Source organism: Roseococcus suduntuyensis, from assembly GCF_014196305.1.
Classification (GTDB): Bacteria; Pseudomonadota; Alphaproteobacteria; order Acetobacterales; family Acetobacteraceae; genus Roseococcus; species Roseococcus suduntuyensis.
The window spans coordinates 294,636-316,452 of sequence record NZ_JACIDJ010000003.1 but is presented as its reverse complement, the minus strand read 5'-3'; the positions used below and the strand labels follow the sequence as shown (position 1 = coordinate 316,452).

The 21,817-nt window shown below is 69.4% G+C and carries 20 protein-coding genes; 16 read left to right on the top strand and 4 right to left on the bottom strand.

Going from position 1 to position 21,817, the window contains the following annotated elements; all coding sequences use genetic code 11:
- Positions 1-3 precede the first annotated feature (3 nt).
- The 4 genes from GGQ83_RS11605 to upp all read left to right on the top strand — a co-directional run bounded on the left by GGQ83_RS11605 (position 4) and on the right by upp (position 3,336).
- Entirely contained in the window at positions 4-510 is a 507-nt protein-coding gene (locus GGQ83_RS11605) for a hypothetical protein (protein ID WP_184384099.1), read from the top strand.
- A gap of 126 nt (positions 511-636) precedes the next feature.
- Complete coding sequence (locus GGQ83_RS11600) at positions 637-1,719, top strand: flagellar motor protein MotA (protein WP_184384097.1); 1,083 nt, start codon at positions 637-639, stop codon at positions 1,717-1,719.
- Positions 1,719-2,660, top strand: coding sequence for a peptidoglycan -binding protein (locus GGQ83_RS11595; RefSeq protein WP_184384095.1), 942 nt, complete (start codon positions 1,719-1,721; stop codon positions 2,658-2,660). Before GGQ83_RS11600 ends, GGQ83_RS11595 begins: the two co-directional genes overlap by 1 nt.
- Positions 2,661-2,703: 43 nt before the next feature.
- On the top strand, positions 2,704-3,336 hold the full coding sequence (upp, locus tag GGQ83_RS11590) for a uracil phosphoribosyltransferase (RefSeq protein ID WP_184384093.1): 633 nt from the start codon (positions 2,704-2,706) through the stop codon (positions 3,334-3,336).
- 26 nt (positions 3,337-3,362) lie between these two features.
- Here upp and GGQ83_RS11585 read toward each other — a convergent pair whose 3' ends face one another.
- Positions 3,363-4,001, bottom strand: coding sequence for a 2-hydroxychromene-2-carboxylate isomerase (locus tag GGQ83_RS11585; protein WP_184384091.1), 639 nt, complete (start codon positions 3,999-4,001; stop codon positions 3,363-3,365).
- A 71-nt stretch (positions 4,002-4,072) separates the two neighbouring features.
- Here GGQ83_RS11585 and GGQ83_RS11580 point away from each other — a divergent pair, with 71 nt between their 5' ends.
- The 12 genes from GGQ83_RS11580 to GGQ83_RS11525 all read left to right on the top strand — a co-directional run bounded on the left by GGQ83_RS11580 (position 4,073) and on the right by GGQ83_RS11525 (position 18,354).
- Positions 4,073-4,453 (top strand): META domain-containing protein, encoded by a 381-nt coding sequence (locus tag GGQ83_RS11580; protein ID WP_184384089.1) that lies wholly within the window; start codon positions 4,073-4,075, stop codon positions 4,451-4,453.
- A gap of 46 nt (positions 4,454-4,499) precedes the next feature.
- Positions 4,500-5,693, top strand: coding sequence for a M20 aminoacylase family protein (locus GGQ83_RS11575; RefSeq protein WP_184384087.1), 1,194 nt, complete (start codon positions 4,500-4,502; stop codon positions 5,691-5,693).
- Between the two features lie 68 nt (positions 5,694-5,761).
- Positions 5,762-7,561 (top strand): peptide ABC transporter substrate-binding protein, encoded by a 1,800-nt coding sequence (locus tag GGQ83_RS11570; RefSeq protein WP_184384085.1) that lies wholly within the window; start codon positions 5,762-5,764, stop codon positions 7,559-7,561.
- A gap of 194 nt (positions 7,562-7,755) precedes the next feature.
- Positions 7,756-9,558, top strand: coding sequence for a peptide ABC transporter substrate-binding protein (locus tag GGQ83_RS11565; protein WP_184384083.1), 1,803 nt, complete (start codon positions 7,756-7,758; stop codon positions 9,556-9,558).
- 9 nt (positions 9,559-9,567) lie between these two features.
- Positions 9,568-10,527, top strand: a complete 960-nt coding sequence (locus GGQ83_RS11560) for an ABC transporter permease (protein ID WP_184384081.1) — start codon at positions 9,568-9,570, stop codon at positions 10,525-10,527.
- A 25-nt stretch (positions 10,528-10,552) separates the two neighbouring features.
- Positions 10,553-11,452, top strand: a complete 900-nt coding sequence (locus GGQ83_RS11555; RefSeq protein WP_311727938.1) for an ABC transporter permease — start codon at positions 10,553-10,555, stop codon at positions 11,450-11,452.
- Entirely contained in the window at positions 11,449-12,462 is a 1,014-nt protein-coding gene (locus GGQ83_RS11550) for an ABC transporter ATP-binding protein (RefSeq protein ID WP_184384077.1), read from the top strand. Before GGQ83_RS11555 ends, GGQ83_RS11550 begins: the two co-directional genes overlap by 4 nt.
- Before the next feature lie 17 nt (positions 12,463-12,479).
- Positions 12,480-13,457, top strand: coding sequence for an ABC transporter ATP-binding protein (locus GGQ83_RS11545; protein WP_184384075.1), 978 nt, complete (start codon positions 12,480-12,482; stop codon positions 13,455-13,457).
- A gap of 528 nt (positions 13,458-13,985) precedes the next feature.
- The gene (locus GGQ83_RS11540) at positions 13,986-15,011 is read left to right on the top strand and encodes an amino acid ABC transporter substrate-binding protein (RefSeq protein WP_184384073.1); all 1,026 of its coding nucleotides are present in this window, start codon (positions 13,986-13,988) and stop codon (positions 15,009-15,011) included.
- A gap of 71 nt (positions 15,012-15,082) precedes the next feature.
- On the top strand, positions 15,083-16,267 hold the full coding sequence (locus GGQ83_RS11535; RefSeq protein ID WP_184384072.1) for an amino acid ABC transporter permease: 1,185 nt from the start codon (positions 15,083-15,085) through the stop codon (positions 16,265-16,267).
- Between the two features lie 3 nt (positions 16,268-16,270).
- Positions 16,271-17,623: an amino acid ABC transporter permease gene (locus GGQ83_RS11530; protein WP_184384069.1), complete on the top strand. Its 1,353-nt coding sequence runs from the start codon at positions 16,271-16,273 to the stop codon at positions 17,621-17,623.
- A complete protein-coding gene (locus tag GGQ83_RS11525; RefSeq protein WP_184384067.1) occupies positions 17,620-18,354 on the top strand; it encodes an amino acid ABC transporter ATP-binding protein in 735 nt (244 codons plus the stop codon). The genes GGQ83_RS11530 and GGQ83_RS11525 overlap by 4 nt, the downstream gene beginning before the upstream one ends.
- Positions 18,355-18,394: 40 nt before the next feature.
- On the opposite strand, the gene GGQ83_RS11520 is transcribed toward GGQ83_RS11525, so the two are convergent.
- From GGQ83_RS11520 to clpA, 3 genes are all read right to left on the bottom strand, one after another.
- A complete protein-coding gene (locus GGQ83_RS11520) occupies positions 18,395-19,003 on the bottom strand; it encodes a NeuD/PglB/VioB family sugar acetyltransferase (protein WP_184384065.1) in 609 nt (202 codons plus the stop codon).
- Positions 19,000-19,338: a carboxymuconolactone decarboxylase family protein gene (locus tag GGQ83_RS11515; protein ID WP_207018170.1), complete on the bottom strand. Its 339-nt coding sequence runs from the start codon at positions 19,336-19,338 to the stop codon at positions 19,000-19,002. The genes GGQ83_RS11520 and GGQ83_RS11515 overlap by 4 nt, the downstream gene beginning before the upstream one ends.
- Positions 19,339-19,429: 91 nt before the next feature.
- Positions 19,430-21,784: an ATP-dependent Clp protease ATP-binding subunit ClpA gene (clpA, locus tag GGQ83_RS11510; protein ID WP_184384061.1), complete on the bottom strand. Its 2,355-nt coding sequence runs from the start codon at positions 21,782-21,784 to the stop codon at positions 19,430-19,432.
- Between the last annotated feature and the right edge of the window lie 33 nt (positions 21,785-21,817).

Sequence of the window (21,817 nt, the reverse complement as noted above, 5' to 3'; positions counted from 1 at the left end):
AGGATGCGCGCGCGCCGGGCGCTGCTGGCCGCGATGGCGGGGCTGCTGGCGCGGCCCGCCGGCGCCCAGCCAAACCCTTCCTTGCCCGACCCCGCTTTGGCGCCCCCGCCCCCCGTGCGCCTGCCCACCTCGCCGCCGCCGGCCGCCCCCTTGCCCCTGGCGCGGCCCGTGGCGATTGGCGGCCTGCTCAGCATGAATGGCGGCGGCTGGCGCCTTGCCTTCGAACCCGGCACCGAGTCCCCCACCGCCGCCCAGCGCCTGGGGCTGCTGCGGCTGGGCGGCCATCTGGCGCGGGAGACCACCGGCCGCATCACCCTCTGGGCCGAGGCGGCGGGGAATGAGGACGTCTCCACCACGCGCCGCCTCTCCCTGCGGCGGGGTCTGGCCGTGCGGGCGGGCCTCGTGGCCGGCGGACTGCCGGAGACGCGGGTGGACATCCGCGCCCTCGGCCGTGTCGAGGCGGGGCAGGACCTGGTGGACATCCTGCCCATGGGCGCCACGCGCGGCTGAAGCCCGGCGGAGTCGCGGGCTCGCCCGGCAACCTCCAGGAGCGGCGCCGGCACGCGGCGGCGCCCCCAGGTCGCGCGGCGAGGCTTCGCTTGGTGCGACGGGGCCCAGCCTCTACTCTCCCGCCCCATGACGCAGCCTTTGCAATATCTCTGGCGCATGCTGGGCTTCCTGGCGCTGGTCCTGCTGGCGGCCCTGCCGCTGGCCGGCACGCTCTGGACCGCCTTCCTGGCCAACCCCGCGCTGAATGGCGTGATCCTGGGCGTGCTGGCCATCGGCATCGCCTGGAACATCCGCCAGGTGCTGCTGCTGCGCGACGAGGTGGCCTGGCTTTCCGCCTTCCGCAACGCCCGCCAGGGGGCGCCCGCGCGCGAGACGCCGCGGCTGCTGGCGCCGCTGGCCAGCATGCTGGCCGCGCGGCGTTCGGACCGGCTGAGCCTCTCGGCGGGTTCGCTGCGCTCGGTGCTGGACGGCATCCTCTCGCGGCTGGACGAGACGCGGGAACTCTCCCGCTACATGACCGGGCTGCTGATTTTCCTGGGGCTGCTCGGCACCTTCTGGGGGCTGCTGCTGACCATCGGCGCGGTGGCCGACGTGATCGGCGCCATGACGCTGGGCGTGGGCGATGTGAACGCGCTGTTCGACCAGTTGCGCGGCGGGTTGGCGCAGCCGCTGCGGGGCATGGGCGTGGCCTTCTCCTCCTCGCTGCTGGGGCTGGCGGGGGCCTTGGTGCTGGGCTTCCTCGACCTCACGGCCGGGCAGGCGCAGAACCGCTTCGCGACCGAGCTGGAGGATTGGCTGGCCGGCCAGACCCGCCTCTCGGCCGGATCGGGGGGTGAGCTGGAGGGGGAGGTGGAACTCCCCGCCCTGCTGGAGGCCAATGCCCATAGCCTGGAAGTCGTGGCCGGCATGCTGGCCCGCGCCGAGGAAGGCCGCGCCCAGCACGAGGCCGGCCTGCACCAGCTGGCCGAGCGCATGTCCATCCTGACCGAGCAGATGCGCGCCACCCAGATGCTGCTGGCGCGCCTCGTGGACCAGCGGCTTTCCACCGGCGAGGAGGCGAATCGCGGCCATCTGCGCGCCATCGAGGCGCAGCTTGGTGGGCTGGTGCAGGAGCTGGCGCAGGGCCGCCAGCAATCCACCGCCGAAATCCGCGCCGAGATCCAGGAAGTCACGCGCATCCTTGCGGCACTGGCGGAAGGCCCGCGCTGATGGCGCGCCGCGCGCGGCGGGGGGCGCCGGGCTTCGACGCCTGGCCCGGCTATGTGGACGCGCTGTCCACGCTGCTGATGGTCATCATCTTCGCGCTGCTGGTCTTCGCGCTGGGGCAGGGCTTTCTCTCGGCGGCACTGTCCAGCCGCGACCGGGCGCTCGACGCGCTGAACCGCCAGGTGGCGGAACTGGCCGAGATGCTGGCGCTGGAGGAGGGCAGGGCGCGTGCCCTGCGGGGCGAACTCTCCGCCGCCACCGCCCGCGCCGCCACCGCTGAGGGGCGCGCGCGCGACGAGGCGGCCGTCGCCGCCGCCTCGCGCGAGGAGGTGGGGCTGCTGGTGCGGCAGATCACCGACCTCCGCGCCCAGCTTTCGCGGCTCGCCGCGGCGCTCGACGTGGCCGACACGCGCGAGGCCGATGCGGCCGCACGGATGGAGAACCTCCAGGCCCGGCTGGACGCCGCGCTGCTGGCCCGCGTGGAGGATTTGCAGGGCTATCGCAGCGAGTTCTTCGGCCGTCTCTCCGCCCTGCTGGGCGAGCGGCCGGAAATCCGGGTGGTGGGGGACCGGTTCGTCTTCCAGTCGGAGGTGCTGTTTCCCACCGGATCGGCCGACCTGACGCCGACGGGGCAGGCGCAGCTTCGCACCCTGTCGCGCCTGCTGAACGAGATCGCCTCCAGCATCCCGCCCGGCGTGAACTGGCTGTTGCGGGTGGACGGGCATGCGGACCGCAACCCCATCCGCTCCACCCGCTTCGCCACGAACTGGGAGCTTTCGGCGGCGCGGGCCATCGCGGTGGTGAACCTCTTGATCGAGGCCGGGCTGCCGGCCAGCCGCGTGGCGGCCGCCGCCTTCGGCGAGCACCAGCCGCTGGACGAGGGCACCACGCCCGAGGCCTTCGCCCGCAACCGGCGCATCGAGCTGCGGCTGACCGACCGCTGACACCAGACTTCCGGCGGAGGTGATTGTAGGTTAACCGCCACGCATGGACTCGACCTTCCGCGTGCCGCGCCACGCCCTCCTGCGCGCGAAGCTGACCCTGATCCGCCGCCGCGAGACGGACAGCGCCACCTTCCGCCGCGTGCTGGCGGAGATGGGCGCCATCCTCACCGCGGAAATCCTGCGCGACCTGCCCGAGGCCATGGCCGGCATCGAGACGCCCGTAGGGCCGATGGACGCGCCCGTGCTGGCCGCGCCCGAGCCTTGCCTGGTTGCCGTGCTGCGCGCGGGGCTGGGGCTGCTGGAAGGCGCGCGGATGGTGCTGCCCGATGCGCCCGTGGGCCATCTGGGCCTGGTGCGCGACGAAGCGACGCTCCAGGCCAGCGAATATGTGGTGCGGCTGCCGCGTGACCTGGCACAGCGTGGCGCGCTGGTGCTGGACCCGATGCTGGCCACCGGCGGTTCGGCCATCCAGGCCATCGCGCGGGTGAAGCAGGCCGGCGCCACCAGCGTGCGCTTCGCCTGTGTGGTGGCGGCGCCCGAGGGCGTGCGGGCCTTGCAGGCGGCGCATCCGGACGTGCCCATCCTCTCCGCCGCGCTGGATGAGCGGCTGAACGAGCATGGCTATATCGTCCCCGGCCTCGGCGATGCCGGGGATCGGTGCTTCGGGACGGACTAGGACCGCGTCTGATCGGCCCCGGTGTGTCACCGGGGCCGTGAATCAGCCGCCGAAAGCTCGGGGCCGGGGATGCGCCCATGGGTGAGGAACAGGTCCAGCAGCTCCAGCCGGTCATTGCCGAAGAAGAGCTTGCCGTCGGCGATGGTGGCCGGCAGGCCGAAGATGCCGGACTGGGCCGCGGCCTCGGTGTTCGCCTCCACCTCCGCCTTCCAGCGTTCCTCGCCGGTGGCGGCGATGACGGCGGCGCGGTCCAGCCCCACCCTGGCGCCCAGGTCGCCCAGCAGGCCCGCGTCATCAATCTGCGCGGCCTCGGTCCAGTAGGCGGCCAGCACGGCGCGGGCGAAGGCGCCGCCTTTTCCCTCACTCCGGGCGAAGCAGCAGGCGCGCAGCGCGCGGGCGGGGCGGAGCGGGTAGTCGGGGTGCTGGCGCAGGGTCACGCCGGCCCGCGTCGCCCAATCCTGCAAGTCCTGCCGGTACCAGGCGACGAAGGCCGGGTTCGCCTCCAGCGGGCGGCGGCCGCCCACGCGGTCCATCAGCCGCGCCAGGTGCAGCGGCACCCAGTCCACCGCGCGGCCATGCTTCGCCGCGATGGCCTCGACCCGGAGCGAGGCCAGGAAGCACCAGGGGCTATGGACGTCGAAATGGAAGGCGAGGGGGGTCGTCATGCCGTTGGTGTGGCGGGCGCCGCCGGGCGCGGTCAAGACGTGGTAGGGTGGCGCCATTGCCGGAGGAACCCATGCGCCACGCCATCATCGCCCTTGCCGTGACACTTGGCGCCTGCGCCACGCCGCCCGCCCCCGCCACGCTGACGGGCCCCGAATGGCGGCTGGAGAGCATCGCCGGCGCCGCCCCCGCGCGCCCCTCCACGCTGCGTTTCGAGGAGGGACGGCTCGCGGGGCGCGGCCCCTGCAACAATTACGGCGGGTCCTGGCGCATGGAGGAGGGGCGGCTTCGCACCGGCCCGCTCATCGCCACCCGCATGGCCTGCCCCGAGCCCGCCATGGGGCAGGAGGCTGTGGTGCTGCGCCTGATCGAGACCGGGCGCATCGCGCGCCTCACCGGCGACCGGCTGGAACTGGTGGGCAGTGATGGCACGCGGCTGGTGGCGCGGCGCTGAAGGGTTCATCCTGGGCGGGACATTCCCGCCGAAGAGAGGCCGCCCCATGAATTCCTCCGTCATCGAGACCGTGCGCCAATGGCAGCCCGAGCTGGCCGCCATCCGCCAGGACATCCACGCCCACCCGGAACTGGGCATGGAGGAGGTCCGCACCGCCGCGCTGGTCGCGAAGGAACTGCGCGCGCTGGGCATCGAGGTGACGGAGGGCGTGGGCAAGCTCGGCGTCGTCGGCACCATCAAGGGCACGCGGCCTGGGCAGCGCGTCATCGGTCTGCGCGCCGACATGGACGCGCTGCAGATCCCCGAGGCCACGGGCAAGCCCTATGCCTCGAAGCATGAGGGGCTGATGCACGCCTGCGGCCATGACGGCCACACCACCATGCTGCTGGGCGCGGCGCGCTACCTGGCGCAGCACAAGGATTTCGCCGGCACCGTCCACCTGATCTTCCAGCCGGCCGAGGAAGGCCGGGGCGGCGCCAAGGCGATGATCGCCGACGGGCTGTTCGAGCGCTTCCCGGTGGATGCCGTCTATGGGCTGCACAACAAGCCCACCATTCCGGCCGGCAGCTTCGCCATCCGCAAGGGGCCGGCGCTGGCGGCGTCCGATCGCTTCATCGTCACCTTCAAGGGCACGGGCGGGCATGGTGGCTCGACGCCGCATTTGGCCACCGACGTCACCATCGTGCAGGCGCATTTTGTGCTCGCGCTTCAGACCATCATCGGCCGCAACGTGCCGGCGGTGGAGACGGCGGTGCTGAGCGTGGGGTCCATCCAGGGTGGTTCCCCCATCTCGGCCAACGTCATGCCGGCGGAGATGACCGTCACCGGCACGGCGCGCAGCTACACGCCGGCCATCCGGGATCTGCTGGAGCGGCGCATCGGCGAACTCGCGCACGGCCTCGCCGCCTCCTATGGCGTGACGGCCGAGGTCACCTATCGCCGCGGCACGCCGGCCACCGTGAACCATGACGAGCAGACCGATGTCGCCGCCGCCGCCGCCCGCGCGCTGGTGGGCGATGCGGCGGTGAACACCAACAACGCGCTGGTGACGGGGGCCGAGGACTTCGCCCTGATGCTGGAGCAGCGGCCCGGCGCCTTCATGTTCATCGGCGGCGGCAATGGGCCGGACGGCACCTCCGCCAACCTGCACACGCCGCACTTCGACTTCAACGACGACATCATCCCGCTGGGCGTCGCCTACTGGGTCAGCGTCGTGGATCACGAACTGCGCGGCGCCTGAAAGAAGTGGTTCCTGCCTGACGCGATGCGTTAGCCTTTCCCGGGAGACACATCTCGGGAGAGGCGGGCATGGACGAAAACGGTCTGCGCGAACTGATCGGCCGGGTGAAGCGCGGCACCCTCTCGCGCCGGGGCTTTGTCCGGCGCATGGCGGCGGTGGGCTTCACCGCGCCGATGGCGACGCAGCTTCTCGCCATCTCGGGCGTCTCGGCCCAGACCGCGCCCGAGGCCGTGCCGCCCTATCCCGGCACGCGCCGCGGCGGGGGCGGGCCGCTGCGTGTGCTCTACTGGCAGGCGCAGACGCTGCTGAACCCGCATTTCGCCGTCGGCACCACCAACCAGGACGCGGCGCGCGTCTTCTACGAGCCGCTGGCCGGCTGGGCCGCGGATGGCACGCTGCACCCCATCCTGGCGGCCGAGATCCCCTCCGTGGACAATGGCGGGCTGGCGGAGGATGGGCGCTCCGTCACCTGGAAGCTGAAGCGCGGCGTGAAGTGGCATGACGGCCAGGATTTCTCGGCCGATGACGTGGTGTTCAACTGGGAATATGGCCGCCACCCCGCGACCGCCGGCGTCACCTCGGGCAGCTATCGCGGCGTGAACGTGGTGAAGGTGGATGACCACACGGTGCGCGTGGAGTTCGAGCGCCCCACGCCCTTCTGGGCCGACACCTTCGTGGCCTCGCGCGGGATGCTGATCCCGAAGCACAAGTTCCAGGATTTCGTGGGCGCCAATTCGCGCGACGCGCCGACCAACCTCCGCCCCGTGGGCACGGGCGCCTACCGCTTCGTGAGCTTCACCCCCGGCGACACGTTGCGGGGCGAGCTGAACCCGACCTACCACGCCGAGAACCGCCCCTTCTTCGACACGCTGGAGATCAAGGGCGGGGGCGATGCGGCGTCGGCCGCGCGGGCCGTGCTGCAGACCGGCGATTTCGACTTCGCCTGGAGCCTGCGCGTGGAGGATGACCTGCTGCGCCGGCTGGAATCCGCGGGCCGCGGCGTGGTCAGCTACCTGCCCACCGGCGGCATCGAGCACATCCAGCTCAACCGCACCGACCCCAATGTCGAGGTGAATGGCGAACGCGCCCATGCCTCCACCCAGCACCCCGCCTTCCGCGACCCGGCCGTGCGCCAGGCCATCGCATTGCTGGTGGACCGCGATTCCGTGCAGCGCTTCATCTATGGCCGCGGCGGGGTCGCCACCGGGAATTTCCTGAACCAGCCGCCGCGCTTCGCCTCGCCCAACACGCGTCCGGAGTTCAGCATCGAGAAGGCGAACGAGGTGCTGGACGCGGCGGGCTGGGTGCGCGGGCGCGACGGCATCCGCGCCAAGGATGGCGTGCGGCTGCGCTTCGTGTTCCAGACCTCGGTCAGCGCGCCGCGCCAGCGCACCCAGGCCATCGTGAAGCAGGCGGCGCTGCGCGCGGGCATTGATATCGAGCTGAAGTCGGTCGTGGGGTCGGTGTTCTTCTCGGCCGATGTCGGCAATCCGGACACCTACACGAAGTTCTTCGCCGACATCCAGATGTACAACACCACCATGCCGCAGGCGGACCCGCAGCTCTTCATGAATCAGTTCACGTCGTGGGAGCTGTCCACGCGGGAGAATCGGTGGCAGGGCCGCAACATCACGCGCTGGCACAGCGACGAATACGACGCGCTGTTCCGCGCGGCCGAAGGCGAACTCGACCCGGTGCGGCGCGCGGCGATGTTCATCCGCATGAATGACCTGGTGGTGGGCAGCAACCACATCATCCCACTGATGAATCAACGCCTGGTGAATGGCCATCTGAAGAACCTGCGGCCGGTGCTGAGCGGGTGGGAAAATACCCTCTGGTTGCTGCGCGACTGGCACCGCGTGGCCTGACGCGCGCCTGCCTCGGCGTGCGGCATGTGGCGCCCAGCCTCTGTGCAGGCGGGGCGTCGCGCGCCATCACACGGTCTTCACAAAAGGGTGGTGCGCGCCGTGGGCGGTGCTATAGCCTTGGCGCAGGAAGAGGCGACCCTACCGACCGGCGAGAAACCGGCGGCGTGGGCAAGGCTGTGATCTGGGAGAGTTAAATGAGAGAAGATGATCTGCGCCAGATGATCGGGCGCGTGAAGCGTGGTTCGCTGTCGCGCCGTGGTTTCGTCACGCGCATGGTGGCGCTCGGCATGACGGCGCCGATGGCGACGCAGCTGCTGGCCATCGCGGGTGCCGGCTCGGCCCAGGCGCAGGCGGGCTCCATCCCGGCCTATACCCCCACGCGGCGCGGCGGCGGCGGGGCGCTTCGCATCCTCTACTGGCAGGCCTCCACCCTGCTGAACCCGCATTTCGCGGTGGGCACCACCAACCAGGAGTCGAGCCGCGTCTTCTACGAGCCGCTGGCCGGCTGGGCCACGGACGGCACGCTGGTGCCCATCCTGGCCGCCGAGATCCCCTCCATCGAGAATGGCGGGCTGCGCGAGGACGGCCGGGCCGTCACCTGGAAGCTGAAGCGCGGCGTAAAGTGGCATGATGGCCAGGACTTCACGGCCGACGACGTCGTCTTCACCTGGGAATATGCCCGCAACCCGGCCAATGCCACCACCACCAGCGGCAGCTACCGCGACGTGAACGTGGTGAAGGTGGACAGCCACACGGTGCGCGTTGAGTTCGAGCGGCCGACGCCGTTCTGGGCGGATGCCTTCGTGGCCTCGGCCGGCTGCATCATCCCGCAGCACCTCTTCAGCGGGTTCGTGGGCGCCACCGCGCGTGACGCCCCCACCAACCTGCGCCCCGTGGGCACCGGTCCCTATCGCTTCGTGAGCTTCGCGCCCGGCGACAACCTGATCGGTGCGCTGAACCCGACCTATCACGGCGAGAACCGCCCCTACTTCGACACGATCGAGGTGAAGGGCGGGGGTGATGCGGTCTCCGCCGCGCGCGCCGTGCTGCAGACCGGCGACTTCGACTACGCCTGGAACCTGCAGGTCGAGGATGAGCTGCTGGTTCGCCTGGAGGCGGCCAACCGCGGCCGCGTGAACATCGTGGATGGCGGCAACATCGAGTTCGTGCAGCTCAACGTCACCGACCCGAACCGCGAGGTGGATGGCGAGCGTTCGCACATCAGCACCCAGCACCCGGCCTTCCGCGACCCCGCGGTGCGCCAGGCGATGGCCCTACTGATCGACCGCAACGCGCTGCAGCAGTTCATCTATGGCCGCGGCGGCCCGGCCACGGCCAACTTCCTGAACAACCCGCCGCGCTTCAACTCGACCAACCTGCGCCACGAGTTCAACGTGCAGCGCGCGAACGAGATCCTAGACGCGGCGGGCTGGGTGCGCGGCCGCGACGGCGTGCGCGCCAAGGACGGCGTGCGCCTGTCCTTCGTGTACCAGACCTCGGTCAACGCGCCGCGCCAGCGCACCCAGGCGATCTACCGCCAGGCGGCGCAGCGTGCGGGCATCAACCTCGATCTGAAGTCGGTCACGGCCTCGGTGTTCTTCTCGGCCGATGTGGCGAACCCGGACACCTTCCCGAAGTTCTACGCCGACATGCAGATGTACACGACCACCATGCCGCAGGCGGACCCGCAGCGGTTCATGAACCAGTACGTGTCGTGGGAAGTGTCGCAGCGTGCCAACAATTGGCAGGGCCGCAACATCGTCCGCTGGCGGAACGAGGAATACGACAACATCTTCCGCCAGGCCGAGAACGAGCTGGACCCGGTGAAGCGGGCCGAGATGTTCATCCGCCTGAACGACCTGATCGTGGGCAGCAACCACATCATCCCGCTGGTGAAGCGCCCGCTGGTCTCGGCCAGCCTGCGGAACCTGCGCCCGGTGCTGAGCGCGTGGGACAACACCCACTGGCTGCTCTCCGACTGGTTCCGCGAGGGCTGATTTCCCCAAGTGACCCAATACCTGATCCGTCGTTTGATGATCGCGATCCCGAGCTTGCTCGGGATCAGCGTCATCCTCTTCACCGTGCTCGCGCTCGCTCCCGGAGATCCCTTCGAGGAGCTGGCGACGAATCCCGCCATCCCGCCCGAGGTGCGCCTGCAACTGCGCGCCTCGCTCGGCATGGATGACCCCATCTACATCCGCTACTTCCGCTGGCTGTTCGCCATGCTGCAGGGCGAGTGGGGCTTCTCCTTCGTCAGCCGCATCAATGTGGACCAGCTGATCCTGCAGCGCCTGCCCACAACGCTGATCGTGATCGGCAGCTCGCAGATCCTGGCACTCGCCATCGCGCTGCCGGTGGGCGTGCTGGCCGCGACCCGGCCCTATTCCATCTTCGACCAGGTGGTGAACACCTTGGCCTTCGTGGGCTTCTCGCTGCCCACCTTCTTCACCGGCCTGTTGTTCATCATGTTCTTCTCGATCTGGCTCGGCTGGCTGCCCTTCGTCTACAACACCAACATCACCGCCACGGGCTGGCAGTGGTGGTGGGAGCACATCCGGCAGTCCATCATGCCGGTGCTGGTGCTGGGGCTGTTCCAGGGCGCGGCCTGGACGCGCTTCGTCCGCTCGGCCGTGCTGGACGTGATCCGTCTGGACCACGTGACCACGGCGCGCGCCAAGGGCCTGCCCGAGAGCCGCGTGACCATCCGCCACGTCGTCCGCAACGCGCTCATTCCCGTGGTGACGCTGGTGGCGCTGCAAATGCCCATCGTCTTCGGCGGCGCCATCGTGACGGAGCAGATCTTCCGCGTGCCGGGCATCGGTTCGCTGCTGATCACCGCGATCCTGGCGAATGACACGCCGGTGATCATGGCGGTCACCTTCGTCTTCGCCTGCCTCGTCATCTTCTTCAACCTGCTTGCGGACATCATTTATGGCTGGCTCGACCCCCGTATCAGCTACCGTTAGCGCCGGGGGCGCCCCGGGTGTCCTCGTGACGCCCGAGGCCCGGCGGCCTCCCATCTCACCCTGGCAGGATGCATGGCGGCGCTTCCGCAAGCACCGGCTGGCGGTGGTGTGCTCGGGCATCCTGATCACGATGATCGTGGCGGTGCTCGTCGGCCCCCTGTTCTACCGGGTGCCGATCGACGGCATTGATTTCTCGGTGCGGCTGCAAGGCCCCTCCTGGGACCATCCGCTCGGCACCGATGACCTCGGGCAGGACCTGCTGGCGCGCATCCTCTATGGCGGGCGCATCTCGCTCGCGGTGGGCTTCGCCGCGATGTTCGTGGCGGTCTTCGTGGGCGTGCTGGTGGGCTCGCTCGCCGGCATGGCGGGCGGCAAGACCGACGCCGCGCTGATGTGGGTGACGGACCTGTTCCTCTCCCTGCCGCAGCTGCCGCTGCTGCTGCTCATCATCTATCTGTTCCGCGACGCGCTGACGGGCGTGGTGGGGCCGGAGATGGGCGTCTTCATCCTCATCGTCACCATCATCGGCCTGTTCAACTGGATGCAGGTGGCGCGCCTCGTCCGCGCGCAGTTCTTCTCACTCCGCGAGAAGGAGTTCGTGGAGGCCGCCCGCGCGCTCGGCGCCTCGCGCTTCCGGCTGGTGTGGAAGCACATCCTGCCCAACGCGCTCGGCCCCGTCATCGTCGCCGCCACCATCGACGTGGCGGCCGCCATCATCGCGGAGAGCACGCTCTCCTTCCTGGGCCTGGGTTTCCCGCCCGACATCCCGACCTGGGGGCGCCTCTTGTTCGATGCCAAGGACAATCTCGACTTCGCGCCGCATTGGGCGCTGTTTCCCGGCCTCGCCATCTTCCTCACGGTGCTCAGCATCAACTTCGTGGGCGATGGATTGCGCGACGCCCTCGACCCGAGGCGCGTGAAATGAGCGCGAGCACGACCCAAGCGCGCCCCGTCCCCGCGGCGGTGGGCCAGCGCCTGCTGGAGATCAGCGGCCTCAAGGTGCATTTCCGCACCGATGACGGCATGGTGCGCGCCGTGGACGGCGTGGACATCGGCGTGGACCGTGGCGAGACGGTCTGCGTGGTGGGCGAGAGCGGCTGCGGCAAGACCGTGACCGCCATGACGGTGCTGAAGCTCATCGCGATGCCGCCCGGCAAGATCGTGGCCGGCAGCATCATGTTCGAGGGGCGCGACATCGTCCCCATGTCGCCGGCGCAGATGCGCGCCATCCGCTCCAAGCAGATCGGCATCGTCTTCCAGGAGCCGATGACCTCGCTCAACCCCGTCTACACCGTGGGGCAGCAGATCGCCGAGACGGTGCGCCACCATGAGGGCCTGTCGAAGAAGGCGGCCTATGAGCGCGCGGCGGACATGCTGCGGCTGGTCAACATCCCGAGCCCGCAGCGGCGCGTGCACGACTACCCGCACCAGTTCTCGGGCGGCATGCGCCAGCGCGTCATGATCGCCATGGCGCTCTCCTGCAATCCGAAGCTGCTGATCGCGGACGAGCCGACCACCGCGCTCGACGTCACCATCCAGGCCCAGATTCTCGAACTGCTGACCGAGATGAAGGAACGCCTGGGCATGGCCGTCATGCTCATCACCCACGCCATGGGGGTGGTGGCCGAGACGGCGCAGCGCGTGGTCGTGATGTATGCGGGCAAGGTGGTGGAGGAGGCGACGGTCGAGGACCTCTTCGCCAACCCCCGCCACCCCTACACCCAGGGGCTGATCCGCTCGATCCCGCGCATTGACCTCGCCGCCACGACCCACACGCGGCTGGAAGCCATTCCCGGCACCGTGCCCTCCCTGCTGAACCCGCCCAAGGGCTGCCGCTTCGCCGCGCGCTGCCGCTACGTGACCGAGGCCTGCCTCGCCGCCGAACCGCCGCTGGTCGAGAAGGCGCCGGGGCACAAGGCGGCGTGCATTCTCTGATGGATTCCTCCGCGCCCATGACCGAACCCCTCCTGCGCGTCCAGAACCTGGTGAAGAAGTTCCCGGTGAAGGGCGGTCTGCTGCGCCGCACTGTGGACCATGTGCACGCGGTCAGCGATGTCAGCTTCACCCTCAACCCCGGCGAGACACTGGGTCTGGTGGGCGAGAGCGGTTGCGGCAAGTCCACCACCGGCCGCCTGATCCTGCGCCTGATCGAGCCCACCTCCGGCCAGGTCTGGTTCCAGGGCCAGGACGTGACCGCGCTCGACAATGAGCAGCTCGGCAGCCTGCGCCGGGACATGCAGATCATCTTCCAGGACCCCTTCGCCAGCCTGAACCCGCGCATGACGGTGGGCTCCATCATCGGCGAGGCACTGGTCATCCATGGCCTCGCCAAGTCCGCGCGCGAGCGCGAGGACCGGGTGGTGGAGCTGATGGAGACGGTGGGCCTCAAGGCCGACCAGATGCGCCGCTTCCCGCATGAATTCTCGGGCGGGCAGCGCCAGCGCATCGGCATCGCGCGCGCGCTGGCGGTCTCGCCCAAGCTCGTGGTCTGCGATGAGCCCGTCTCGGCGCTGGACGTGTCCATCCAGGCGCAGGTGGTGAACCTGCTGGAGGATCTGCAGGAGAAGCTGGGCCTCACCTACCTCTTCATCGCCCATGACCTGAGCGTGGTGGAGCACACCTCCGACCGCGTGGCGGTGATGTATCTGGGCCGCATCGTCGAGATCGCCTCGGCGCGGGACCTCTACACCAACCCGCTGCATCCCTACACCGAGGCGCTGCTTTCGGCCGTGCCCATCCCGGACCCGACCGTGAAGCGCAAGCGCATCATGTTGCAGGGGGACGTGCCGAACCCGCTGCGCCCCCCTTCGGGCTGCCATTTCCACACGCGCTGCCCGATTGCCAAGAAGCCCTCGCCCTGCGCCGACACGGTGCCGGAACTGCGCGAGTCCACGCCCGGCCACTGGGTGTCCTGCCACCTGCGCGGCTGAAGCCAGGTGCCGGCCTGCCGGGGCCAGCCCACCAGCATCCACGCGAGTAACCAAAGCGATGGCGCGGTCATGGCCGCGCCATCGCCAGGGAATTGACCCTCGCGACAAGACAACCGCAAGACATGACCGCTGCGGCTTCCAGGCTGGTGCTGGATTCGTGCCCGCCTGACTGGCCGGGGGCGGGCAGGGCGCGCCGATTCCGGCGCAAGCCCCACCGGTTCACCTTGCCTGCTGACGCCATGTGACATCGCGCATCTGCACGCTTTTCCGGCGCGGATGCGGACCTTTGACCAGATCATCGGCATGCCCTTGTCCAGCGCCCCAGATTCGCCTGCGCGCCAGGCAAGACGCGCGTGGCACGCCCCCTTGCCGTCACGTACCGTTCCGGCATGCGAGGTTGGGAAATGCACGGCAGCGTCACGATCCGGTTGAACCGGGATGGTGACAACCGTCATGCTTCCCCCGCGCAGACGGCCGCATGTGCCCTCGGCGCATGAGGCTGCCTTCAACGTCTGGGAGTACACCAAAATGAAACTGGGACTCACCCTCCTCGCCGCCGCCGCGGCGATGGTGACGGTCAGCACCGCCGCCTATGCCCAAGCGACGCTGCAGCAGGTCCGCACCCGCGGCAGCCTGAACTGCCAGGTGGGCCTGCCCACACCGGGCTTCTACGCGCTGGCCGCCAACGGCACCTGGTCCGGTCTCGATGTGGACATGTGCCGCGCCGTCGCCGCGGCCATCTTCGACGACCCCAACCGCGTGCAGTACCAGTCGGTGACCTCGGCCGTGCGCTTCACCTCGCTGGCCAATGGCGAGAGCGACATGCTCTCCCGCACCACCACCTGGACGGCGGTGCGCGACACGCAGCTCGGCCTCGAATTCGCCGGCGTGAACTTCTATGACGGCCAGGGCTTCCTGGTGCCGCGCGCGTCCAACATCACCTCGGCCCGCCAACTCGACGGCGCCACGGTCTGCGTGCTGACCGGCACGACGACCGAGCTGAACCTCGCCGACTATTTCCGCGCCAACAACATGACCTTCCGCGCGGTGACGAACGAGAACGTCAACGTGCTGGTCGAGACCTATCTGGGTGGCGGCTGCGATGCCTACACCAATGACAAGTCTGGCCTGGCCTCGCGCCGCGCCGCCTTCCCGAGCCCGAACGACCACATCATCCTGCCCGAGACCATCTCGAAGGAGCCGCTCGGCCCCGTGGTGCGCCATGGTGACCAGAACTGGGGCGATATCGTCCGCTGGGTCCTCTACGGGATGATCGAGGCGGAGGAGATGGGCGTGAACCAGGGCAACCTGGCCGAGATGCAGCGCTCCACCAACCCCGGCATCCGTCGCCTGCTCGGCACCGAGGGCAATGTGGGGCAGGGCATGGGCCTGCCGGCCGACTTCATGGTCCGCGTCATCCGCCACATCGGCAATTACGGCGAGGCGTATGAGCGCCATGTGGGCGCCAACACGCCCGTGGGCATTCCCCGCGCGAACTCGCTCAACGCGCTCTGGACCAATGGCGGGCTGATGTACGCCATGCCGTTCCGGTGATCCCGACGCCGCAGCGCTGAAACGGGGCCGCGCGCCGGGCGCGGCCCCCCCATTTCCGGAACAGGTCCCGCATGTCCAGCAGCACCAGCACGGCGCCGCCGCGCCCTTCCTTCCTCAATGATGCCGGCGTGCGGGCCTTCTTCTACCAGGCCGCGGTGTTCGTGGCGGTCACGGGGCTGCTCTACTACCTCGTCTCGAACACCATCACGAACATGTCCCAGCGGAACATGTCCGCGGGGTTCGACTTCCTGGATGTGTCCGCCGGGTTCAACATCGCCTTCACGCTGATCCCGTATCGCGAGGGCGACAGCTATCTGCGCGTCTTCCAGGTGGGCATCGCGAACACGCTGCTGGTGGCCGTCATCGGCATCGTCTTCGCCACCATCATCGGCCTCATCGTGGGGCTGGCGCGGTTGTCCACCAACTGGCTGATCGGGACGCTGGCGCGCTGGTACATCGAGGTGCTGCGCAACACGCCGCTGCTGCTGCAGATCATCGCGTGGTATTTCGGCGTCTTCAACCTGCTGCCCCGCCCGCGCGAGAGCATCGACTGGGGCGGCCTCTTCTTCCTGAACAACCGCGGCTTCTACATGCCGGGCCCGGTGCCGCAGGAGGGCTTCGGCTGGACGCTGGCCGCGCTGCTGGTCGCGGTGCTGGGCGCGGTCGGGATCGTCATGTGGTCCAACCGCCGCCGCCGCGCCACGGGGCGCATCTTCCCGGGCGGCACGGCGGCCACCGCGCTCATCATCCTGCTCCCCCTCGCGGTGTTCTACGCGTCCGGCGCGCCGCTCGCCTGGGACTGGCCCGCGCTGCGCGGCTTCAACTTCGTGGGCGGCCTCAGCGTGCCGCCGGCCTTCTGCGCGCTGGTGGTCGCGCTCTCCATCTACACCTCCTGCTTCATCGCGGAGATCGTGCGCGCGGGCATCCAGTCGGTGGCCCACGGCCAGACGGAAGCGGCGCGCGCGCTGGGCGTGAAGCCGTCGCGCACCATGCGCTTCATCATCCTGCCGCAGGCCATGCGCGTGATCATCCCGCCGCTCATCAGCCAGTACCTGAACCTGACGAAGAACTCGTCACTGGCCATCGCCATCGGCTTCCCCGACCTGGTGAGCGTGTGGATGAACACCTCGCTCAACCAGTCGGGCCGAGCCATCCCGATCGTGGCGATGACCATGGCCTTCTACTGCGTGGTGAGCCTTGCCGTGTCGGGCCTGCTCAACCTCTACAACCGCCGCATGCAGCTGACGGAGCGTTGAGCCATGGCCCCTGACCACACGCCCGCGCCGCCGCTCGTCTTCACGCCGCGCCCCTCGGCGCCGCCGCCGCCCAGCACGGTGGGGGTGATGGGCTGGCTGCGCGCCAACCTTTTCTCCTCGGTGCCGAACGCCATCCTGACGCTGCTGGGCGCCTACATCCTCTACGTCTTCCTGGAGGCCATCATCTCCTGGGCGCTGATCAATGCGGTGTGGGACGCGCCCAACCGCCGCGCCTGTCTGGACGCGGTGGGGCGCTCGGGCGCCTGCTGGCCGGGCGTCATCGCCTGGCTGCCCAACCTGATCTACGGCCTCTACCCCAAGGACCAGGTGTGGCGCATTGACCTCGGTGCCTTGATCCTGGTGCTGTGGGCGCTGCCGCTGTTCCTGCCGCGGGTGAAGTCCAAGGTGGCCATCGGGCTGACGGCGGTGCTGGTCTATCCCTTCCTCGTCTCCTACCTGTTTCTGGGCGGGGAGAAGGGCTGGATCTGGATGGTGCTGGTGGCGGGCAGCCTCGCCACCTTCTTCTGGGTCTGGCTGACCGCGATCAGCGAGATGCGGACGGGCCAGGGCTTCATTCCCCTGCTGGTCCACACCCTGGCCGGCCCCGATCCCGTCCCCGAGCGTGCGCGCCTGGTGCGGCAGCTGGCCTGGGCGGCGCTGTTCGTCACGGCCCTGCTCATCGTCTCGCGCTGGCAACTGGTGGCGGTGCCGACGCGGCTCTGGGGCGGCCTGTTCCTCACCATGGTGATCTCGGGCATCGGCATCACCTTCTCGCTGCCGGCGGGGGTGCTGCTGGCGCTGGGGCGGCGTTCCTCCATGCCGCTGATCCGTGGCTTCTGCGTCGCCTTCATCGAGCTGTTCCGCTCGGTGCCGCTCATCACCATCCTGTTCATGTTCAACACCATGCTGCCGCTCTTCCTGCCGGTGGGGGTGGAGGTGGACCGGTTGCTGCGCGCCATCGTGGCCGTCTGCCTCTTCGCCGCCGCCTACATGGCCGAGATCGTGCGCGGCGGGCTGCAGGCCATCCCCAAGGGCCAATACGAGGCCGCGGCCGCCATGGGGCTGGGCTACTGGCAGTCCACCACGCTCATCATCCTGCCGCAGGCGCTGCGCATCATGATCCCGGCCATCGTCGGGAACTTCATCGGGCTGTTCAAGGACACCACGCTGGTGTCCATCATCGGCCTCTTCGACATGCTGAGCATGGCGCGCGCGGTGGGCGAGGACACGCGCTGGCTGGGCCTGTTCATCGAGCCCTTCTTCTTCATCACGATGATCTACTTCGTGTTCTGCTTCGCCATGTCGCAATACAGCATGAACCTGGAACGCCGGCTGGGCGGGGGGCAGCGCCGATGACCACGCCCGCCATCGAACTCGTCGGCGTCAGCAAATGGTATGGCGGCTTCCAGGCGCTGAAGGAGATCAATCTCTCCATCGCCGAGCGGGAGCGCGTGGTGGTCTGCGGCCCCTCGGGCTCCGGCAAGTCCACCATGATCCGCTGCGTGAACCAGCTGGAGCGCCACCAGCGCGGCGACATCCGCATCCATGGCCGGGCCTTCGGCGGGGGGGCGCGCGACGACGAGGCCATCCGCCGCGAGACGGGGATGGTGTTCCAGTCCTTCAACCTCTTCCCGCACATGACCGTGCTGGAGAACTGCACCTTCGCGCTGACCTGGGTGAAGCAGATGCCCGAGGCGGAGGCCAAGCGCATCGCCATGTCGCACCTGGAGCGCGTGCGCATCCCGGAGCAGGCGCTGAAATACCCGCTGCAGCTCTCGGGCGGGCAGCAGCAGCGCGTCGCCATCGCGCGCGCGCTGTGCATGCAGCCCCGCATCATGCTGTTCGACGAACCCACCTCCGCCCTCGACCCCGAGATGATCAAGGAGGTGCTGGACGTGATGGTGGAACTCGCCAACACGGGCATGACCATGGTGGTGGTGACGCATGAGATGGGCTTCGCCCGCCAGGTGGCCGACCGTGTGGTCTTCATGGACCAGGGCGAGGTGGTGGAGCAGGCGCCGCCCGAGGAATTCTTCGCCAACCCGCGCTATGACCGGACGCGGATGTTCCTCAGCCAGATCCTGTAGGGCGACGGCTTCACGCCTTCGGTGACGTGACCGAAGACGATCAGACGCCGAGCGGCCTGGCCGGCACCCCGGCCACCACCGCGCCCGCCGCCACGTCGCGCACCACCGCCGCCCCCGCGCCGGCCACGGCACCAGCCCCCAGGCGGCGCCCCGGCGCCACCACCGCCCCGGCGCCCACCAGCGCGCCCACCCCCACGCGCACCGCGCCGCAGAGCACGGCGCCCGGCGCGACATGGGCGCCCCCTTCCACCACGCATTCATGCTCGACCACGGCCGCGGTGTTCACCAGGGCGAGTGCGCCGATCACCGCCAGCGGCCCGACCGAGGCCCGCGCCATCACCTGCGCGCCATCCCCGATGCGCGCGCTGGGCGAGACCAGCGCCGCCGGATGCACCAAGGCGGGCAGGGCGAGCCCCGCCTGCCGCGCCGCCTCGCCCCATTCCAGCCGCGTGGCGTTGTCGCCCAGCGCGACGACGGCGCGCGTGGCGCCATGGGCGCCCAGCGACGCAAGCGGCCCCAGCACGGGGCGGCCGAGGATGGGCGCCGTGGCCCGGTCATCCAGCACCCCGGCGACATCCCATCCCAGCGCGTCCAGCGCCTCCAGCACCACCAGCGCGTGGCCGCCGGCGCCGAGGATGAGCAGCCTCACCCGCCCGCGCCGTCCAGCGCGTCCAGCACGTGCAGGGAATAGGTCAGCGCGGCCCCCGCGTTGAGCGCGATGGCCACCCCCAGCGCCTCCGCCACCTCCTCCTTGGTGGCGCCCGCGGCACGGGCCTTGCGGGCATGGGCGTCAATGCAGCCCTCGCAGCGCGTGGTGACGGCGACGGCGAGCGCGATCATCTCGCGCGTCTTGGCGTCCAGGTGCTTCGTGGTGCTGGCGCCGCGGCTGAGGGCGCCGAAGCCCTTCATCAGCTCCGGATGCAGGGCGGACAACTCCTTGCCGCGCTCGCGCAGGCCGGCGCTGTAGTTGTCCCAATCCTCGATGCGGGTGTCGGTGGTCATGCGGTTGGCTCCATAAAGGAAAGGCCCCGATGGTTTCCCATCGGGGCCTCGCCGTCCATGGATTTGGTGAAGGTCACTCAGCCGTCTCGGGTTCCTTCTCCGCCTCGCCATCGCCTTCGGGGCGGGGCAGGGCGGCGACGGGGGCCTCGGCCATGTCGAAGCTGAGCGCGCCATCCACCAGGTTGACCTTGACCGCGCCACCCTTGGCCAGCTTGCCGAAGAGCAGTTCCTCGGCCAGCGGCTTCTTGATGTGCTCCTGGATCACGCGGGCCAGCGGCCGCGCGCCATAGAGCGGGTCGTAGCCACGCTCGGCCAGCCATTCCTTGGCGGCGGAGGAAAGCTCGATCGTCACGTTGCGGTCGGCCAGCTGGGCCTCCAGCTGCATGACGAACTTCTCCACCACCTGCGCCACGATCTCCTGCGTGAGGCCCGCGAAGGGAATCACGGCGTCGAGGCGATTGCGGAACTCGGGCGTGAACATGCGCTTCACGGCCTCCTCGTCCTCGCCGGTGCGGACGGGGCTGCCGAAGCCGATGGCGGGCTTCTGCATGTCGGCCGCGCCCGCATTGGTCGTCATGATGAGGATGACGTTGCGGAAATCCACCGTCTTGCCGTTGTGGTCGGTCAGCTTCCCGTGGTCCATCACCTGCAGCAGGATGTTGTAGAGATCCTGGTGCGCCTTCTCGATCTCGTCGAGCAGCAGCACGCAATGCGGGTGCTGGTCGATGCCGTCGGTCAGCAGGCCGCCCTGGTCGAAGCCCACATAGCCGGGCGGCGCGCCGATCAGGCGGGAGACGCTGTGCCGCTCCATGTATTCGGACATGTCGAAGCGGATCAGCTCGATGCCCAGCGTCTTGGAAAGCTGCTTGGCCACCTCCGTCTTGCCGACGCCCGTGGGGCCGGAGAACAGGTAGTTGCCGATGGGCTTCTCCGGGTCGCGCAGGCCCGCGCGGCTCAGCTTGATGGCCGAGGACAGGGCCTCGATGGCGCGGTCCTGGCCGAACACCATCGCCTTGAGGTCACGCTCCAGGGTGCGCAGCGTCTCCTTGTCGTCGGCGCTGACGGACTTGGGAGGAATGCGCGCGATCTTCGCCACCACCTCCTCCACATCCTTCAGCGTCACGGTCTTCTTGCGCTTGGTCTCGGCCACCAGCATGCGCGAGGCGCCGACCTCGTCGATGACGTCAATCGCCTTGTCGGGCAGCTTGCGGTCATGGATGTACTTGGCCGAAAGCTCCACCGCCGCGCGGATGGCTTCGGGCGTGTACTTCACCTTGTGGTGCTTCTCGTAGTTGGTCTTCAGCCCCTGCAGGATCTTGACCGTGTCCTCGACCGAGGGCTCGTTCACGTCGATCTTCTGGAAGCGGCGGACCAGCGCGCGGTCCTTCTCGAAATGGACGCGGTATTCCTTGTAGGTGGTGCTGCCGATGCAGCGCAGCGTGCCCTGGGCCAGCGCGGGCTTGAGCAGGTTGGACGCATCCATCGCGCCGCCGGAGGTGGCGCCGGCGCCGATCACGGTGTGGATCTCGTCAATGAAGAGGATGGCGCCGGGCTGGGCTTCCAGCTCGCTCACCACCGCCTTCAGGCGCTCCTCGAAATCGCCGCGATAGCGCGTGCCGGCGAGCAGGCTGCCCATGTCCAGGCTGTAGATGGTGGACTTGGCCAGCACCTCGGGCACGTCGCCTTCCACGATGCGCTTGGCCAGGCCCTCCGCGATCGCGGTCTTGCCCACGCCCGGATCACCCACATAGAGCGGGTTGTTCTTGGTGCGCCGGCACAGGATCTGGATGGTGCGCTCGATCTCGGAGTCGCGCCCGATCAGCGGGTCGATCTTGCCCTGGCCCGCCTTCTTGTTGAGGTTCACGCAATAGGTGCTCAGCGCATCCTGGTTGCGGTTGCCCCCGCGCGGCTTCTCCTCGCGCTCATTGTTGCCGGCCCCTTCCTCGGGCGGCGTCTGCGCGCTGCCTTGCACGGGGCGCGGCTGGCTGCGTCCGGGCGCCTTCGCGATGCCATGGCTGATGAAGTTGACGGCATCGAGCCGCGTCATGTCCTGCAGCTGCAGGAAATAGACGGCATGGCTCTCGCGCTCGCTGAAGAGGGCCACCAGCACATTGGCGCCGGTCACTTCGTCGCGGCCGCTGCTCTGCACATGGATGGCGGCGCGCTGCACCACGCGCTGGAAACCGGCGGTGGGCTTCGGGTCGCCGCCACGGTCGGAGACCAGGCCGGCCAGGTCCTTGTCCAGGAACTCGCCCAGGTCGCGCTTCAGCTTGTCCACGTCCACGCCGCAGGCGCGCAGCACGGTGGTGGCATCGGCATCCTCGGCCAGCGCCAGGAGCAGGTGTTCGAGTGTCGCGTATTCGTGCCGGCGGTCATTGGCGAGGCCGAGGGCCCGATGGAGCGTCTGCTCGAGATTGCGGGACAGCATGTTCAGTACGCTCCCCAGAGGGTGGCGGGCCGC

What these genes read in the sequence shown, in the direction of transcription:
- GGQ83_RS11605 (WP_184384099.1), top strand. Translation starts at nt 4, where the DNA reads ATGCGCGCGCGCCGGGCGCTGCTGGCCGCGATGGCGGGGCTGCTGGCG.
- GGQ83_RS11600 (WP_184384097.1), top strand. Translation starts at nt 637, where the DNA reads ATGACGCAGCCTTTGCAATATCTCTGGCGCATGCTGGGCTTCCTGGCG.
- GGQ83_RS11595 (WP_184384095.1), top strand. Translation starts at nt 1,719, where the DNA reads ATGGCGCGCCGCGCGCGGCGGGGGGCGCCGGGCTTCGACGCCTGGCCC.
- upp (WP_184384093.1), top strand. Translation starts at nt 2,704, where the DNA reads ATGGACTCGACCTTCCGCGTGCCGCGCCACGCCCTCCTGCGCGCGAAG.
- GGQ83_RS11585 (WP_184384091.1), bottom strand. Translation starts at nt 4,001, where the DNA reads ATGACGACCCCCCTCGCCTTCCATTTCGACGTCCATAGCCCCTGGTGC.
- GGQ83_RS11580 (WP_184384089.1), top strand. Translation starts at nt 4,073, where the DNA reads ATGCGCCACGCCATCATCGCCCTTGCCGTGACACTTGGCGCCTGCGCC.
- GGQ83_RS11575 (WP_184384087.1), top strand. Translation starts at nt 4,500, where the DNA reads ATGAATTCCTCCGTCATCGAGACCGTGCGCCAATGGCAGCCCGAGCTG.
- GGQ83_RS11570 (WP_184384085.1), top strand. Translation starts at nt 5,762, where the DNA reads ATGGACGAAAACGGTCTGCGCGAACTGATCGGCCGGGTGAAGCGCGGC.
- GGQ83_RS11565 (WP_184384083.1), top strand. Translation starts at nt 7,756, where the DNA reads ATGAGAGAAGATGATCTGCGCCAGATGATCGGGCGCGTGAAGCGTGGT.
- GGQ83_RS11550 (WP_184384077.1), top strand. Translation starts at nt 11,449, where the DNA reads ATGAGCGCGAGCACGACCCAAGCGCGCCCCGTCCCCGCGGCGGTGGGC.
- GGQ83_RS11545 (WP_184384075.1), top strand. Translation starts at nt 12,480, where the DNA reads ATGACCGAACCCCTCCTGCGCGTCCAGAACCTGGTGAAGAAGTTCCCG.
- GGQ83_RS11540 (WP_184384073.1), top strand. Translation starts at nt 13,986, where the DNA reads ATGAAACTGGGACTCACCCTCCTCGCCGCCGCCGCGGCGATGGTGACG.
- GGQ83_RS11535 (WP_184384072.1), top strand. Translation starts at nt 15,083, where the DNA reads ATGTCCAGCAGCACCAGCACGGCGCCGCCGCGCCCTTCCTTCCTCAAT.
- GGQ83_RS11530 (WP_184384069.1), top strand. Translation starts at nt 16,271, where the DNA reads ATGGCCCCTGACCACACGCCCGCGCCGCCGCTCGTCTTCACGCCGCGC.
- GGQ83_RS11525 (WP_184384067.1), top strand. Translation starts at nt 17,620, where the DNA reads ATGACCACGCCCGCCATCGAACTCGTCGGCGTCAGCAAATGGTATGGC.
- clpA (WP_184384061.1), bottom strand. Translation starts at nt 21,784, where the DNA reads ATGCTGTCCCGCAATCTCGAGCAGACGCTCCATCGGGCCCTCGGCCTC.